This window comes from Plantibacter sp. VKM Ac-2880, assembly GCF_015351235.1.
Lineage (GTDB): Bacteria > Actinomycetota > Actinomycetes > Actinomycetales > Microbacteriaceae > Plantibacter.
Window position 1 is genome coordinate 2,003,866 of the sequence record NZ_JADKSJ010000001.1, and the last position, 14,847, is coordinate 2,018,712.

The 14,847-nt window shown below is 69.2% G+C and carries 15 protein-coding genes and 2 tRNA genes; 14 read left to right on the forward strand and 3 right to left on the reverse strand.

Features of this window, described 5'->3' with window-relative positions; genetic code table 11:
• The first annotated feature begins 54 nt into the window (after positions 1-54).
• Together ITJ57_RS09655 and ITJ57_RS09660 are read left to right on the forward strand one after the other, a co-directional pair.
• On the forward strand, positions 55-813 hold the full coding sequence (locus ITJ57_RS09655; protein WP_194669823.1) for an ABC transporter ATP-binding protein: 759 nt from the start codon (positions 55-57) through the stop codon (positions 811-813).
• Positions 810-2,222 carry an FtsX-like permease family protein gene (locus ITJ57_RS09660; RefSeq protein ID WP_370582296.1) on the forward strand — a complete coding sequence of 471 codons (1,413 nt, stop codon included), beginning with the start codon at positions 810-812 and terminating at the stop codon, positions 2,220-2,222. The genes ITJ57_RS09655 and ITJ57_RS09660 overlap by 4 nt, the downstream gene beginning before the upstream one ends.
• A 6-nt stretch (positions 2,223-2,228) precedes the next feature.
• Here the strand turns inward: ITJ57_RS09660 and ITJ57_RS09665 are convergent, their stop codons facing one another.
• Positions 2,229-2,897 (reverse strand): TRIC cation channel family protein, encoded by a 669-nt coding sequence (locus ITJ57_RS09665; RefSeq protein WP_194669824.1) that lies wholly within the window; start codon positions 2,895-2,897, stop codon positions 2,229-2,231.
• Positions 2,898-2,980: 83 nt separating this feature from the next.
• Here ITJ57_RS09665 and recO point away from each other — a divergent pair, with 83 nt between their 5' ends.
• From recO to ITJ57_RS09685, 4 genes are read left to right on the forward strand one after another with little or no spacing between them, the layout of a single operon-like run.
• On the forward strand, positions 2,981-3,718 hold the full coding sequence (gene recO, locus ITJ57_RS09670; protein WP_194669825.1) for a DNA repair protein RecO: 738 nt from the start codon (positions 2,981-2,983) through the stop codon (positions 3,716-3,718).
• Positions 3,715-4,536 carry an isoprenyl transferase gene (locus tag ITJ57_RS09675; RefSeq protein WP_194669826.1) on the forward strand — a complete coding sequence of 274 codons (822 nt, stop codon included), beginning with the start codon at positions 3,715-3,717 and terminating at the stop codon, positions 4,534-4,536. Before recO ends, ITJ57_RS09675 begins: the two co-directional genes overlap by 4 nt.
• 28 nt (positions 4,537-4,564) lie before the next feature.
• Entirely contained in the window at positions 4,565-5,245 is a 681-nt protein-coding gene (locus tag ITJ57_RS09680; protein WP_194669827.1) for a DsbA family protein, read from the forward strand.
• Positions 5,242-5,391, forward strand: coding sequence for a hypothetical protein (locus ITJ57_RS09685; RefSeq protein ID WP_194669828.1), 150 nt, complete (start codon positions 5,242-5,244; stop codon positions 5,389-5,391). The genes ITJ57_RS09680 and ITJ57_RS09685 overlap by 4 nt, the downstream gene beginning before the upstream one ends.
• Here the strand turns inward: ITJ57_RS09685 and ITJ57_RS09690 are convergent.
• Positions 5,382-5,900: an aminoacyl-tRNA deacylase gene (locus ITJ57_RS09690; protein WP_194669829.1), complete on the reverse strand. Its 519-nt coding sequence runs from the start codon at positions 5,898-5,900 to the stop codon at positions 5,382-5,384. The genes ITJ57_RS09685 and ITJ57_RS09690 overlap by 10 nt on opposite strands.
• A 51-nt stretch (positions 5,901-5,951) precedes the next feature.
• Between ITJ57_RS09690 and dusB the strand changes: the two genes are divergently transcribed.
• The 5 genes from dusB (at position 5,952) to ITJ57_RS09715 (ending at position 11,453) form a co-directional block, all read left to right on the forward strand.
• The gene (gene dusB / locus ITJ57_RS09695) at positions 5,952-7,112 is read left to right on the forward strand and encodes a tRNA dihydrouridine synthase DusB (RefSeq protein ID WP_194669830.1); all 1,161 of its coding nucleotides are present in this window, start codon (positions 5,952-5,954) and stop codon (positions 7,110-7,112) included.
• Positions 7,113-7,137: 25 nt separating this feature from the next.
• A complete protein-coding gene (locus ITJ57_RS09700; RefSeq protein ID WP_194669831.1) occupies positions 7,138-8,385 on the forward strand; it encodes a deoxyguanosinetriphosphate triphosphohydrolase in 1,248 nt (415 codons plus the stop codon).
• Positions 8,386-8,473: 88 nt separating this feature from the next.
• Positions 8,474-10,336, forward strand: coding sequence for a DNA primase (gene dnaG, locus ITJ57_RS09705; protein WP_194669832.1), 1,863 nt, complete (start codon positions 8,474-8,476; stop codon positions 10,334-10,336).
• A gap of 102 nt (positions 10,337-10,438) precedes the next feature.
• The gene (locus tag ITJ57_RS09710; RefSeq protein ID WP_194669833.1) at positions 10,439-11,287 is read left to right on the forward strand and encodes an ATP-binding cassette domain-containing protein; all 849 of its coding nucleotides are present in this window, start codon (positions 10,439-10,441) and stop codon (positions 11,285-11,287) included.
• A 93-nt stretch (positions 11,288-11,380) separates the two neighbouring features.
• Positions 11,381-11,453: transfer RNA gene (locus ITJ57_RS09715), tRNA-Asn, on the forward strand.
• 191 nt (positions 11,454-11,644) lie between these two features.
• Here the strand turns inward: ITJ57_RS09715 and def are convergent.
• Positions 11,645-12,211 carry a peptide deformylase gene (gene def, locus ITJ57_RS09720; RefSeq protein WP_194669834.1) on the reverse strand — a complete coding sequence of 189 codons (567 nt, stop codon included), beginning with the start codon at positions 12,209-12,211 and terminating at the stop codon, positions 11,645-11,647.
• A 70-nt stretch (positions 12,212-12,281) separates the two neighbouring features.
• Here def and ITJ57_RS09725 point away from each other — a divergent pair, with 70 nt between their 5' ends.
• From ITJ57_RS09725 to ITJ57_RS09735, 3 genes are all read left to right on the forward strand, one after another.
• Positions 12,282-13,262, forward strand: coding sequence for a DMT family transporter (locus ITJ57_RS09725; RefSeq protein WP_370582300.1), 981 nt, complete (start codon positions 12,282-12,284; stop codon positions 13,260-13,262).
• A 122-nt stretch (positions 13,263-13,384) separates the two neighbouring features.
• Positions 13,385-14,665 carry a glycosyltransferase gene (locus ITJ57_RS09730; RefSeq protein WP_370582301.1) on the forward strand — a complete coding sequence of 427 codons (1,281 nt, stop codon included), beginning with the start codon at positions 13,385-13,387 and terminating at the stop codon, positions 14,663-14,665.
• A 40-nt stretch (positions 14,666-14,705) separates the two neighbouring features.
• Positions 14,706-14,780 (forward strand) — tRNA-Ile (locus ITJ57_RS09735).
• Positions 14,781-14,847: the final 67 nt, after the last annotated feature.

The following is a 14,847-nucleotide window of genomic DNA, read 5'->3' on the forward strand; positions in this document are numbered from 1 at the left end:
GGATCGCTCGGGCGCACGACGCGGACGAGGGGGTGCCCTCCGTAGCGTCGAAGCATGGAGAATTCAGCACAACCAGCCGTCGTCGCCAGCGTCCGCGGACTGCGCAAGAGCTACGGCCCGTCGGGTAACCAGGTCGTCGCGCTCGACGGCGTCGACCTCGAGATCGAGCGCGGTCGGTTCACGGCCATCATGGGGCCGAGCGGATCGGGGAAGTCGACGCTCATGCACATCATGGCCGGCCTCGATCAGGCCACCGAGGGCCGTGTCCGGCTCGGCGACCAGGACATCACCGACCTCGACGACGGGCAGCTCACCATCCTGCGCCGGCGTCGGGTGGGGTTCGTCTTCCAGGCGTTCAACCTCGTCCCGACCCTCGACGTCGCGGCGAACATCCGGCTGCCGTTCGAGCTCGACGCCAGACGTCCGACGGGCGAGGAGCAGAGTTGGATCGACGTGCTCGTGAGCACGCTCGGACTCGCGTCACGGCTAGGGCACCGACCCCACGAACTCTCGGGCGGCCAGCAGCAGCGGGTCGCGATCGCACGGGCCCTGGCGACCCGACCCGAGCTGCTCTTCGCCGACGAGCCGACCGGCAACCTCGATTCCCGTACCGGCCGGAGCGTGTTGGCGCTCCTCGCAGCCGCCAGTACGGAGTACGGGCAGAGCATCGCGATGGTCACCCACGATCCCATCGCCGCAAGCTATGCGGACCGGATCGTGTTCCTCGCCGACGGCAAGGTCGTCGACGACCGTCCGCGGTCGACACCCGAACAGATCTCCGCGCTCATGCTCGGTATGGAGCGTGCGGCGTGAGCGGCTCGGCGCTCGGCCCGCGGGCGGGTGAACATCGGGCGAGCCTGCTCGTCGCGACCCTGAGCGCCTCGTTCGGCGTCCTCCTGCTGATGGTCACCAGCATCCTGTCGACGTTCATCCTCGCGGACGACGTCACGGGGTCCAGCGGGACCGTCGTGATCATGCTCGTCCTGGCCGCAGCCGTCTTCGTTTCGCTCGCGGTGTACGTGGGGGCGATCGTCACGGCCAACACCTTCGCGACCATCGTCGCAGGCCGGACGAGGACGATCGCGCTCCTCCGGCTCATCGGATCGACCGCGAGGTCGCAGCGTCGCGCCGTCGCGCGGGAAGGCGTCGTCGTCGGTCTGCTCGGCGGTGGGGCCGGCCTCGTCGTCGGCCTCCTCGCCGCCTTCGGGCTCGTCCGCGTCGGCGTGGCCACCGGTGTGTTGCCGGAGCTGCCATACCCGATCGCCGAGCCGGCGGTCCTCCTCCCGGTCGCCGCCGTCGTCCTGACGACCTGGCTCGCATCGTGGATCGGCGCCCGTCGGGTCCTGTCGGTCACGCCCGTGCAGGCGATCGGGGGATCCCAGGAGCTGAGCCGGGAGGAGACCGTCGCACGACCCGCTCGGAACGCGGTCGCGATCGGCCTGTTCGTCGTCGGTGTCCTGCTCCTCCTCGCCGGGGTGGGCGTGGGACTCGTGTCGCCGCTCGGGGTTCTGATCGGCATCGTCGGCGGGATCGTGTCCTTCTCGGGCCTCATCCTCGGTGCGCACCTCGTGATGCCGCCGGCGCTGCGCCTCGTCGGGCGGCTGTTCGGCGGATCCGCCACGGCCAGGCTCGCGGCCGAGAACGCCGTCCGCTACCCGGAGCGCAGTTCCCGCACCACGATCGGCCTCGTGATCGGTGTCACCCTCGTGACGATGTTCGCCGTCGCGGCGGCGAACTTCCAGGAGTTCGTCATGAACGCGCAGGCGATGCAGCCGGACGTCTACGAGGGGACTCAGGCCGTTGTCGCGACCACCGTCGCCGTGTTCTCAGCCCTCATCGGGCTGAGTGCGCTCATCGCCGCCGTCGGCATGGTGAACAACCTGTCCCTCAGCGTGCTGCAGCGCACCCGGGAACTCGGGCTGCTGCGGGCGCTCGGGTTCTCCGCCCGACAGATCCGCCGGATGATCGTGATCGAGTCGGCCCAACTGACGATCGCCGCCGTGGCTGTCGGACTCGTGCTCGGCACCTTCTACGGCTGGGCGGGGGCCCAGTCGATGTTCGGCGCGATCAACGGTTCGCCGGGACTGATCGTGCCCGTCATCCCCTGGGGCATCGTGCTCGTGATCGTGGTGCTCGCCGCACTGCAGACCGCGGCGGCGTCGGTGGCTCCCTCACGACGGGCGACCCGCATCGCCCCGGTCGCCGCGCTCGCGGTCGACTGATCCCGGTCAGCCTCGCGTCGAGCGGCGCCAGATCCGCCATCCGCCGATCTGGCGCTGCTCGGGCAGCGTCCATCCGAAGCGCACCGCCAGGAGCCGGATCACCGCGGTCGACGAGACGCCGACGATCGCGGCGATCCCGAGCGGAGTGCCGAAGGTGACGGCGAGGACGAGCAGGGCCGTCCCGACCGCGGCGGCGACGGCGTACAGGGAGCCGACGTGCATGAGCGCGACGGGGACGCCGAGCATGACGTCCCGGAGCACGGATCCGCCGACGGCCGAGACGGTGCCGACGAAGATGGCCGGGATGACCGGGAGCCCCGCCGCGAGTGCCTTCGTGGAACCGATCGCCCCGAACATGCCGATCGTCAGGGCGTCGAGACCGATGATGACCGGCCCGAGCCGTGTGACGGTCCGGAGGAGGAGCATGCCGAGCAGGGCCGCCCCCGAGGCGACGGGGAGGTACCAGTTGTTCTGCAGCGATGCCGGGACCTGTCCGAGCAGGATGTCGCGGATGAGACCGCCGCCGAGCCCGACGACCACCCCGATGATCGCGACGCCGAGCCAGTCGAGCTGACGATCCTGGAATCTGGCCGCGAACATCGCGCCCTGGACGGCGCCGATCGCGACCGCCGAGAGGTCGACCCAGAGCGGGACGACGAAGAGGACCTCGTTCACGGTTGCATCTCTCGCGGCGCTCCTTCGATCCCGGACGGCGGTTCCCGGGGCACGATGTCGGTGCGAGGCGGGATAATCGATGCGTGCCGGTATATCGAGACGAAGTGGTGGTGTTGCGGACCCACAAGCTCGGCGAGGCCGACCGCATCGTCACCATGCTCTCACGCACCAGGGGCAAGATCCGGGCGGTCGCCAAGGGTGTCCGTCGCACCGGGTCGAAGTTCGGCTCGCGCCTCGAGCCATTCATGGTCGCCGACGTCCAGTTCTACGAGGGCCGCAGCCTCGACACCATCACCCAGGCCGAGTCGCTCGGCTCCTACGGGGCTGAGATCAGCGCCGACTACGGCAGCTACACCGCCGCGAGCGCGATGGTGGAGGCCGCCGACCGGCTGACGGAGTCGGAGGGCTCCCTCCAGCAGTACCTGCTCCTCGTCGGCGCGCTGCGCTCGCTCTCGAAGCACGAGCACGGTCCGCGGCTCACCCTCGACTCGTACCTGTTGCGCGCGTTCTCGCTCGCGGGGTGGGCACCGAGTTTCGGCGCCTGCTCACGTTGCGGCACGGAGGGCGACTACTCGCACGTGGTGGTGCAGCTGGGCGGCGTCGTCTGCGACGACTGTGCGCCGTCCGGGAGCCCCCGGCTGGACGCCGAGACCCTCTCGCTCCTCGGTGCCCTGCTGTCGGGCGACTGGGAGTACGCGGAGGCGGCGGCTGAACAGACGGCTTCGCGGGCGAGCGGGTTCACCGCGGCCTACGCGCAATGGCATCTGGAGCGCGGGCTGCGGTCGCTCGCGCACCTCGAACAGGATCGGAGCCGCGGGTGACCCCGAAGCCCTACACCCACCGCGATGCGATGCCCTTCAAACCGATCGACTGGACGGGGGAGTATCCGCCGGAGTTCAAGCGGGGCGAGGTGCCGGCGCACGTCGCGATCGTCATGGACGGCAACGGCCGGTGGGCGAATCGACGAGGGCTCACCAGGGTCGAGGGACACAAGGCCGGCGAAGCCGCGCTCTTGGACGTCGTCGCCGGTGCACTGCAGCTCGGCATCAAGCACCTGTCGGTCTACGCGTTCTCGACCGAGAACTGGAAACGTTCGCCCGACGAGGTCCGCTTCCTCATGGGGTTCAACCGTGAGGTGCTGCACCGTCGGCGCGACCAGCTCAACGAGTGGGGCGTCCGCGTCCGCTGGTCCGGCCGCCGACCACGCCTCTGGGCGTCGGTCGTCAAAGAACTGCAGACGGCTGAGCAACTCACCCGCGACAACGACCGCCTGACCCTCACCATGTGCGTCAACTACGGCGGGCGCAACGAGATCGTCGACGCGGTGCGCACCATCGCGGACGATGTGGCCGCCGGGCGGCTCAAGCCGTCCGCGGTGTCGGAACGACTCATCCAGAGTCGGCTGTACCTGCCCGACCTCCCCGACGTCGACCTGTTCGTGCGGAGCTCGGGGGAGCAGCGCACGAGCAATTTCCAGCTGTGGCAATCCGCCTACGCGGAGATGGTCTTCCTCGACACCCTGTGGCCCGACTTCGGTCGGCGTCAGCTGTGGGACGCCGTGGAGCGGTACGCCGGACGCGATCGACGCTTCGGCGGCGCACAGGACGTCCCCGACGCCGCCGAGTCGGCGGGGGAATGACCGGCGGTCCTCCGTGGTTGGCCCTGACATGAGCGAACCCATCAAGATCGACATCTGGTCCGACATCGCCTGCCCGTGGTGCTACATCGGCAAGCGCAAGTTCGAGCGTGGTTCGGCGGAGTTCGCGCAGCTCGGGGACGGACGCGAGGTCGAGGTCGAGTACCACTCCTTCGAGCTCGCACCCGACACCCCGGTCGACTTCGACGGGACGGAGATCGACTTCCTCGTCAAGCACAAAGGCATGCCAGCCGATCAGGTCCAGCAGATGCTCGACCGCGTGACGGGCATCGCTGCAGAGACCGGCCTCGCGTACGACTTCGGCATCCTCCAGCACACCAACACGGTGAAGGCACATGAGCTGCTCCACTTCGCCAAGGCCGAGGGCAAGCAGCTGGAGATGACCGAGCGTCTCCTCAAGGCCTACTTCACCGAGGGCCGCCACGTCGGACGGGTCGAGGACCTCGCCGACCTCGCCGCCGAGGTGGGACTCGATCGCGCGGCGGTCGTGTCGGCGCTCGAGTCCGGTCGGTTCACGCAGGCGGTCCGTGAGGACCAGGCGACGGCTCAGGGCTACGGCATCCAGGGTGTGCCGTTCTTCGTCATCGACGGTGCATACGGTGTCTCCGGTGCACAGGAGCCCGCAGCGTTCGCGCAGGTGCTCGAGCAGGTCTGGACGGAACGCGCGAGCACCGAGCCGGTGCAAGCATGACGTCCGAGGCCGCCGCACCCGCCGAGCCGACGGCGAGCACCCAGAGCGCGACGACCAGACCGCCGCTGCGGCTCCTCGGCGGGGACGCCGTCGTCTGCGAGGGCGACAGCTGTCTCGTCCCGACGGGTGCCGCGGCTCAGGACTGAGGGTCCTCCGGCTCCGTGAGGTCGGCCGTGACGGCACCGATCGCGGCGAGGTAGGCAGCTGCGTCGACGAACGCGCTCCAGCCGTGCTCGCCGGCACCGATCGAGATGCGTCCGCCGCGGCGGAGGATCCGTTCGTCGGCGTACACGGGCAGTGCGCTCGTCGCGCCGAGGACGGTGATCGTGCCGCGCTCGTAACCGGTCGCGCGGAACGCCGTCTCCGCGTCGGGCATCGCGAGCTTGTTGACGCCTAGCAAAGTGCGGAAGGGCGGCCACGAGATCTTGCGGCCTCCGGGGACGAGCGCGAAGAGGTAGTCGCCGCTGCGACGCTTCACGACGATCGTCTTGACGATCTCGGCCGGGGCGATCCCGAGGAATTCCGCAGCCTCGTGCAGACTGCGCGCGGGCTGGCGCTGGACGAGCTCGATGTCGAGGCCGAGGGAGGCCGCCGCGGCCGCGACGCGTTCGCGGCCACTCGGTTCAGGAAGGGCTGGCGTGTCGGCGTCTGACATGTGGTCCTCACTGGGCGCCGAAGCGCCGATCATCTGGGAGAATCGAGGGTGATGTCTCTTCCTACCACGCTCCCGCAGCGCCCGAGCCTTGCGATCGGGCCCATCGTGCTCGACTCGCCGGTCGTGCTCGCGCCAATGGCCGGGATCACCAACACCGCGTTCCGCCGCCTCTGCCGTGAGTACGGCGCCGGCTTGTACGTGAGTGAGATGATCACCTCGAGGGCGCTCGTCGAACGCACGCCCGAGACGATGCGGCTCATCCAGCACCACGAGAGCGAGACACTGCGCTCGATCCAGTTGTACGGGGTGGACCCGAAGACGGTCGCCGAGGCCGTCACCATGCTCGTCGCCGAGGACCGGGCCGATCACATCGACCTCAACTTCGGCTGCCCGGTCCCGAAGGTGACCCGCAAGGGCGGTGGCGCGGCGTTGCCCTGGAAGACCGGTCTGTTCCGCGACATCGTCGAGGGCGCCGTGCGCGCCGCCGGGGACGTCCCGCTGACGATCAAGATGCGCAAGGGCATCGACTCCGACCACCTCACCTACCTCGAGGCCGGCCGGATCGCCGAGGGCGCCGGTGTCGCCTCGATCGCCCTGCACGCCAGGACGGCGGCCGAGTTCTACTCGGGGCACGCCGACTGGGCGGCGATCGCCAAGCTCAAGGAGACGGTGACCTCGGTGCCGGTCCTCGGCAACGGCGACATCTGGTCGGGCGAGGACGCCCTCAGGATGGTCGACGAGACCGGCTGCGACGGTGTCGTCGTCGGCCGCGGTTGCCTCGGACGCCCCTGGCTCTTCGGTGACCTCAGCTCGGCGTTCGCCGGAGAGGGCGCGAAGGCGGAGCCGACGCTCGGCGAGGTCGCGGCTGCCTTCCGGCGTCACGCCGAACTCCTGGCGGAGTTCTTCGAGAGCGAGGAGCGCGGGTGCCGCGACATCCGGAAGCACGTCGCGTGGTATTTCAAGGGCTACCCCGTCGGTGGTGACCTCCGGGCCAGCCTCGCCACGGTGGAGTCACTCGAGCAGCTCGACGAGCTCCTCGCGACCCTCGACTGGACGGCTCCATACCCGGGTGCCGCCGCCGAAGGACAGCGCGGGCGAGCGGGCACGCCGAAACGACCGGCGCTACCCTACGGCTGGCTCGACTCGCAGTCGCTCGGTGCCGATGAGCAGACCGAGATCGCGGGCGCGGAACTGGACCACAGTGGCGGATAGCACCATCGAGCAGGGGAGAACGTCGATGGACCAGGACGGTTACACCCTGCACGACGAAGAGCGCTGGCTCCCCGAGCACCACTCCACCCGGCGCTCCGACTTCGCCCGCGACCGGGCGCGTCTGCTGCACTCGAGCGCGCTCCGTCGTTTGGCGGCGAAGACCCAGGTCCTCAGCCCGACCAGCGGCGTCGACTTCGCTCGGAACCGCCTGACGCACTCCCTCGAGGTCGCGCAGGTCGGCCGCGAGCTGGCGGCGAGTCTCGACCTCGCTCCGGACGTCGTCGACACGGCGTGCCTTGCGCACGACCTCGGCCATCCTCCCTTCGGCCACAACGGCGAGCGGGCGCTCAACGACTGGTCGTCGGGCATCGGCGGTTTCGAGGGCAACGCGCAGACCCTGCGCATCCTCACCCGCCTCGAGTCCAAGGTCTTCGGGCCGGACGGGGAGCCGTACGGGCTGAACCTCACCCGCGCGAGCCTCGACGCCAGCTGCAAGTACCCGTGGCCGGCGGCGCAGTCGATCCCGGACCCGGGGGGTCGCGCCAAGTTCGGGTTCTTCGACGAGGACTCGGCGGCCTTCCGCTGGTTGCGTGCCGGAGCCCCCGAGCGGGTCCGGTGCGTCGAAGCCCAGGTCATGGACCTCGCCGACGACATCGCCTACTCCGTGCACGACTTCGAGGATGCCGTCGTGGGGGAGTACATCGACCCGGCGTTCCTGAACGCGCGAGCCGGCCACGACGGTCTCATCGCCACCGCGCTCTCGTGGGCGGGAGACGACTTCACCCACGACGACCTCGCCGCGGCCTTCGACCGGTTGCAGTCGTCGCACACGTGGATCACGGCGTGGGACGGCTCCAGGCGGGATCTGGGGCGCCTGAAGAACTTCACCAGCCAGATGATCGGCCGGTTCGCCGGTGCGGCGACGGCGGCGACCCGGGAGGCCTTCCCGCAGGCCAGCCTCGTGCGATTCGGCGCGGACGTGGTGGTGCCGCACGGCATCCAGGCGGAGATCGCCCTGCTCAAGGGGATCGTCGCGGCGTTCGTGATGTACAGCGACTCGCGTCAACCGCTCTACGTGCGACAGCGGGAGATCCTCGTCGAACTCTCCGACGCGGTGTACGCGCTGGGGGAGTCGGCATTGGATGTGGGGTTCGCCGCCGACTGGCGTGCAGCCGGATCGGACGATGAGCGCCGACGCGTCGTCGTCGACCAGATCGCGAGCCTGACGGACCAGAGCGCGCTCTCCTGGCATGAGCGTCACACCGGCGCCTGACCCCGCTCCCCAAGGGGCCGCGCGACGGCCTCCGTCAGGAGCAGGCCGTCAGGGAGGGACGAGAGACGCACGAGACTAGGATCGAAGCATGGCCGGACGGATTCGACAGAGCGATGTTGAAGAGGTCAAAGCCCGCACGAACATCGGCGATGTCGTCGGTGACTACGTCTCCCTGAAGTCCGCCGGTGTCGGCTCGCTGAAGGGACTCTGCCCCTTCCACGACGAGCGCAGCCCGAGCTTCCACGTGCGCCCGACGGTCGGCCTGTACCACTGCTTCGGCTGCGGTGAGAGCGGCGACGTCTACAGCTTCCTGCAGAAGATGGACCACGTGACGTTCGCCGAGTCGGTGGAGCGGCTCGCGCAACGGATCGGCTACCCACTCAGCTACGAGGAGGGCGGCGGCAAGGTCGACCACGGCAACCGTGCCAGGCTGTTCGCGGCCAACCAGGCGGCGGCCGAGTTCTTCCAGCAACAGCTCCACGACGGCGACGCGGACCTCGGGCGCCGGTTCCTCGGTGAACGCGGGTTCGACGCGGCGGCGGCCGACCACTTCGGCATCGGTTTCGCTCCCGCAGGCTGGGACCACTTGATGAAGGCCATGCGTGCGCGCGGGTTCACCGACGAGGAGATGCTCGCGGCCGGACTCGTGTCGAGCGGCGACCGGGGCGCGTACGACCGGTTCCGCGGCCGGCTGATCTGGCCTATCCGCGACACGACCGGCCAGGTGCTCGGGTTCGGCGCGCGACGCCTCCGCGAGGACGACAAGGGTCCGAAGTACCTGAACACCCCCGAGACCGCGATCTACCACAAGGCCCAGGTCCTGTACGGACTCGACCTCGCCAAGCGCGACATCTCCCGGGGCAAGCGCGTGGTCGTCGTCGAGGGCTACACCGATGTGATGGCGTGTCACCTGGCCGGGGAGACGACCGCCGTGGCGACCTGCGGGACCTCGTTCGGCGTCGATCACATCAAGATGATCCGGCGGGTGATGGGGGACGACTCGGCGACCGGCGAGGTCATCTTCACCTTCGATCCGGACGAGGCGGGCCAGAAGGCGGCCATCCGCGCGTTCGGCGAGGAGAAACGGTTCGCGGCCCAGACGTACGTCGCGGTGTCCGCGGACGGCCTGGACCCGTGCGACCTCCGGCTCAACCGCGGCGACGGCGCCATCCGGAAGCTCGTCGACGGTCGTGAGCCCATGTTCGAGTTCATCATCCGGCGGACGTTGGCCGGGTTCGACCTCGAGACGGTCGAAGGTCGCGTCGGTGCCCTCCGTGCGGCCGCACCGGTCGTCGCAGACATCCGCGACCCCTCGCTCCGGCCCGGGTACACGCGCGTCCTCGCGAAGCAGCTCGGCATGGAGCTCGACGAGGTGGCGCGAGCGGTGCGAGGGGCGGTCGGCAACGCCTCGTCGTCCTCGCGCGACACCAGGCAGCAGGGTCCGGGCGATCCCGCTGCAGCCCCGCCGCGTGAGCGTCAGGCATCGCTCGCCGATCTCCCGAAGGACCCGTCGACGCGTCTCGAACAGGACGCGCTCCGCGCCATCCTGCAGCTGCCCCAGCACCTCGAACGGCCCATGCTCGAGCGGGCCATGCAGAGCTCCGTCGCCAACAGTTCCCTGGTCGTGGTCCGCGATGCGATGAGCGTGAGTCTCGACCAGCTCGGCTCGAACGCGTGGCTCGAGACGGTCATCGCGCAGGTCCCTCCCGGCTTCGACGGCTTGGTGCGCGAGCTCGGCGTGTCCCCGCTCCCGGAGACGAACGAGGAGAAACTCCCGAGCTACGTCCGGGACATCGCTCGGGCGCTGATCGACCGTGATCTGCTCGGACAGAAGGCCGCGCTGCTCGGTTCTCTCAGACGCACCGACCCGCGCGACGAGGCCCACCGGGAGATCACCCGGCGGCTCGCGGCCGTCGAGGCGGAGCGTCGGGCGTTGCGCGCCGAAGCCTGACCCGGCGTTCCGCCGTCGAGCGTGGCACGTGGACGCGATGGGATGGCCGGATACACTCGATGGCGATCCGGTGGCGCCCCGTGCACCGGTAGGAGAGGTCTCATGAAGCACCCAGAGCAGGACGGACCGGCTGTCCGGACGAGTGATCTGAGCGTCGACTACGCAGCCCACGGCGTCAGCCCGAGCAATCGGGCACTGGACGGTATCAGCTTCGAACTGCCCGTCGGCGGGTCCCTCGGGGTGATCGGCAGTTCGGGTTCAGGGAAGAGCACCCTGCTCTGGGTCCTCTCCGGTCGGCACCTCACCGGTGGAGACTCGCGCCCGTTCGTCTCCGGTGGTGATGCGACGACCCTCGGCCGGTCGATGCGCAAGGTCGGGCGCCGCGAGCTCACGAAGCTCACCTTCGAGGTCTCACTGCTCGAACAGGAGGCGGGCGCGCACCTGAAGCCCGAGCTCACCGTCACGGAACTCATCTCCGAGCCCGTGCTCGCGCGCGACAAGAAGTTCAGCGAGCAGGCACTCGGGGTCCGGGTGGCGACGCTCCTGGATGCCGTGCAGATGCCGCTCTCGAGCCTCGACAAGTACCCGTACGAGCTGAGCGGCGGGCAGCGCCAGCGGATCGCGATCGCTCGGGCGCTCGTGCTCGGCCCACGACTCTTCATCGCCGACGAACCCACCGCCGGCATCGACATCACGGTGCGACACACGGTGACCGAGTTGCTCAACGGCTTCCGGCAGGACGGCGGCACCGTCATCGTCGTGACGCACGACCTCGCCATGCTGCGGGAGCTCACGGACGACGTGCTCGCGCTGCACCAGTCGCGGGTCGTGGGCTACGGACCGATCGACGCCTTGCTCGCTGATCCACCACACGATTTCCTCGCTGCGCTCGCCCAGTCGGGCGGCACCGAGACCCAGTACGAGACTCCCGAGGCCGTCGGCATCGATTGATCGCGTGTCGATTTGGAGTCTACGAATCCTTTGCTACAGTAGATACGCGCTGCAACGCAGAGGCTGGGATTCCCGGCCAGTCGGAGCTCGTATTCCTCGATAGCTCAATTGGCAGAGCAATCGACTGTTAATCGATAGGTTGTTGGTTCGAGTCCAACTCGAGGAGCTGCACTGCATCCCCCGGTCCGTCAGGACCGGGGGATGCGTCGTTGTGGACGGTTTCACGAATTCGCTCCGACGCCGTAGACTTGAGCACGAGGCCCGAAGACTCCACTCTTCGGGCCTCGTTGCATGCCCGGGCGGTATCGTCGGAAGCGCCGGCCCCGGGAAGAGCACGTGCTGCCGACGGAACCCCGCTCAGCCCTCGAGGTCGTCGCGTCCCGGGAGCCAGGTGATGCCGGGAACGCCCCAACCGGACTTCCGGATGGCCTTCGCCGCGCGCCGCGAGTGCGGGAGCTCCAGCCGGTCGACGTAGAGGATCCCGTTGAGGTGATCGAACTCGTGCTGCAGGATGCGTGCGCGCCAGCCGACGACACGCAACTCGACCGGCTCGCCTTCCAGGTCGGTGCCGATGAGCATCGCCGCCTCCGACCGCCTGAGCGGGTGGCGCTCGCCCGGAACCGAGAGGCACCCCTCCGATTCCTCCTCCTCGTCGAGGTCACCGATCGGTGGGGGACTGATCCACAGCACCGGGTTGATCGCCACGCCACGCCAGGGGAGGCCGTCGTCGTCTTCGTAGCTGTAGACGAAGAGCCGCAGTGGTACGCCGACCTGTGGAGCTGCGAGCCCCACCCCGGGTGCCAGATCCATCGTCTCGTACATGTCGGAGACCAGCTGTCGCAGCTCGTCGTCCACGGCGGCGACCGGCCGGGCGGCGGTGTGGAGAACCGGGTCGCCGGTCACGCAGATCTCGAGAATTGCCATTGCTCGAGCCTATCCGCTGGGCTCGGCCTGCCGCGCCGGGATCGGCGGAACGACGGGGTAACCTCGACGCGTGTTCCCTTCCGCCATCGACATCGCCGACCTCGCGGACGACTTCACCCGCAACCCCTCCCAGTTGCTCGGCATCCCCTTCGCGCTCCTCGGAGCCGTCTTCCTCTCCCTCGGCGCGCAGCTCCAGCACCGTGGCGTCGCCAAAGTCGAGTCGTCGAGCGGCACCGACGCCACCTCCGGTCTCAACCTGGCGCAGCTCCTCGCGCTCCTCGGCCGACCCTCGTGGGTGACCGGAACCGTCATGCTCGGGCTCGCGATCGTGCTGCAGCTCGGGAGCCTGTCGCTCGCACCGATCACCCTCGTCCAACCGCTCGGGGCGGTCGCCCTCGTGATCACGGCGGTCGTCAACAGCCGCATCAGCGGGGTGCGCTTGAACCGCCGCTCCGTGGTCGCGATCGTCGCCTGCGTCGGCGGTGTCGGACTGTTCGTCACCATCGCGGCGATCTTCACGGGCGAGCATCGGATCACGGAGTCCGAACTCATCACGATCCTCGTCATGCTCGGCGTGGTGTTGCTCGCCTTCGGCCTCGGCTTCGTGCTGTTCCGCGCCCGCTTCACCGCCATTTTCTACATCGTCGGGACCGGCGTGCTCTACGGGTTCGTCGCGACCCTCGCGAAGGTCATCATCGGCCGCCTGCAGCAGGGCGAGTTCGACTGGCTCACGGTCCTCTGCGGGCTGGGCCTCGTCGCAGCCAGTGCGCTCGGCGGGTACTTCGTACAGACCGCGTACTCCTCGGGTCCGCCCGACCTCGTCATCGCCGGGCTCACCGTGATCGACCCGATGATCGCCGTGGGCATCGGGATCATCGTGTTGGGGGAGGCGAGCAATGCCCCGTTCTGGGCCGGGTTCGGCTTCGTCGTGGCCGGCGCGATCGCCGTCTGGGGCGTGTTCCAGCTGGCCCGCCACCACCCGCAGGTCAGCCAGACGCCGGCCGCGGCAGCCGCGGCGAAGGCGCTCGCGACCGGCGACGCGCCAGCCTGAGCCCTGGAGGCGGAACAGGCTGCAGGTATGCTGGGCCATGGCGTTCCGCGCCGCAACCGGGTCGTGAGCACCGCCCGCGCCCCCGCACACCACTGGCCAAGCACAGAGGAATCACCGACACCTTGACTTCTCCAGACGACCAGCACCTCGTGACGCCGTCCGACGCGACGACGCCCTCCGACACCCGGCGGCCGTTGAAGGTCGTCATCGGAGCCGACACCTTCTCGCCCGACGTCAACGGCGCGGCACGCTTCGCCGAGCGGCTCGCCGCCGGCCTCGTCCGTCGTGGGCACGACGTCCATATCGTCGCCCCCGCCGGGTCGCGCCGGTTCGGCACGTGGAAGGAGACCCACGAGGGTCAGACGATGACCGCGCACCGGCTCTTCAGCCTCCGCTGGTACCCGCACGACTGGCTGCGCTTCGCGATGCCGTGGACCTCGCGACGGAACGCCAGGAAGATCCTTGACCGGGTGAAGCCGGACGTGGTGCACCTGCAGTCGCATGTCGTCGTGGGTCGCGGCCTGTCGATCGAGGCGGAACAGCGCGGGATCCGCATGGTGGCGACGAACCACATCATGCCCGACAACATCCTCGATTTCACCCTCATCCCCGAGCGCACCCAGGAGTGGCTCATCCGCACACAGTGGGCTGCGGCTCGTCGCGTGTTCGACCGGGCCTTCGCGGTGACGACGCCGACCCGCAAGGCGGCCGACTTCCTCGAACAGTTCAGCGGGCTCACCGGGGTGCACGCGATCTCCTGCGGCATCGAGGCTGGCCAGTACACGCCGTCGTTCGAACCGCGGAAGCGCAACACCATCCTGTTCGTCGGCCGCATCACGAGCGAGAAGCAGATCGACGTGCTCCTCCGCGCGCTCACGAAGATCCCGAAGGAACTCGACGCCTTCGTCGACGTCATCGGCGGCGGCGACCAGGCGAAGAACCTCGAGCAGCTGACGCAGCAGCTCGGCCTCGGCGATCGCGTCCGCTTCCTCGGCAAGGTGTCCGACGACGACGTCAAGCGCGCCTACACCAACGCGACGGTCTTCGCGATGCCGTCCATCGCGGAGCTGCAGAGCATCGCGACGATGGAGGCCATGGCTTCGGGCCTGCCCGTCGTCGCCGCAGACGCGATGGCGCTGCCGCACCTCGTGCACGACCAGGTCAACGGTTACCTGTTCGAGCCCGGCAACGTCGACCAGCTCGCGGAGCGACTGACGACGGTGCTCCGCGCATCGAACGAGGAGTACCGCCGGATGCAGGACGCCTCGCTCGAGCTCGTCTCCGCACACGACATCGAGCGCACCCTCGACACCTTCGAGGCCCTGTACCGAGGCGAGCAGATCGTCGATCCCACGACCGAGCGTCACACGGCCGGCGCCGAGCGTGAAGACTCGCAGGACTGAAGCCCGTCGCCCCGGTCTCTCGGTACACTGGGTTCCGCACGGGGCGGTAGCCAAGCTGGTGAAGGCATTCGGCTCATAACCGAACGATGCGTGGGTTCAAGTCCCACCCGCCCTACCGTGAATCGGCCCCTGAGCCCTCCTCGGTGTCACGGCTTGTCGCTGGATGCCCTTCGAGAGGCTCA

Coding starts and splice junctions, on each gene's coding strand:
- ITJ57_RS09655 (WP_194669823.1), top strand. CDS start 55: ATGGAGAATTCAGCACAACCAGCCGTCGTCGCCAGCGTCCGCGGACTG.
- ITJ57_RS09680 (WP_194669827.1), top strand. CDS start 4,565: ATGAGCGAACCCATCAAGATCGACATCTGGTCCGACATCGCCTGCCCG.
- ITJ57_RS09685 (WP_194669828.1), top strand. CDS start 5,242: ATGACGTCCGAGGCCGCCGCACCCGCCGAGCCGACGGCGAGCACCCAG.
- ITJ57_RS09690 (WP_194669829.1), bottom strand. CDS start 5,900: ATGTCAGACGCCGACACGCCAGCCCTTCCTGAACCGAGTGGCCGCGAA.
- dusB (WP_194669830.1), top strand. CDS start 5,952: ATGTCTCTTCCTACCACGCTCCCGCAGCGCCCGAGCCTTGCGATCGGG.
- ITJ57_RS09700 (WP_194669831.1), top strand. CDS start 7,138: ATGGACCAGGACGGTTACACCCTGCACGACGAAGAGCGCTGGCTCCCC.
- dnaG (WP_194669832.1), top strand. CDS start 8,474: ATGGCCGGACGGATTCGACAGAGCGATGTTGAAGAGGTCAAAGCCCGC.
- ITJ57_RS09710 (WP_194669833.1), top strand. CDS start 10,439: ATGAAGCACCCAGAGCAGGACGGACCGGCTGTCCGGACGAGTGATCTG.
- def (WP_194669834.1), bottom strand. CDS start 12,211: ATGGCAATTCTCGAGATCTGCGTGACCGGCGACCCGGTTCTCCACACC.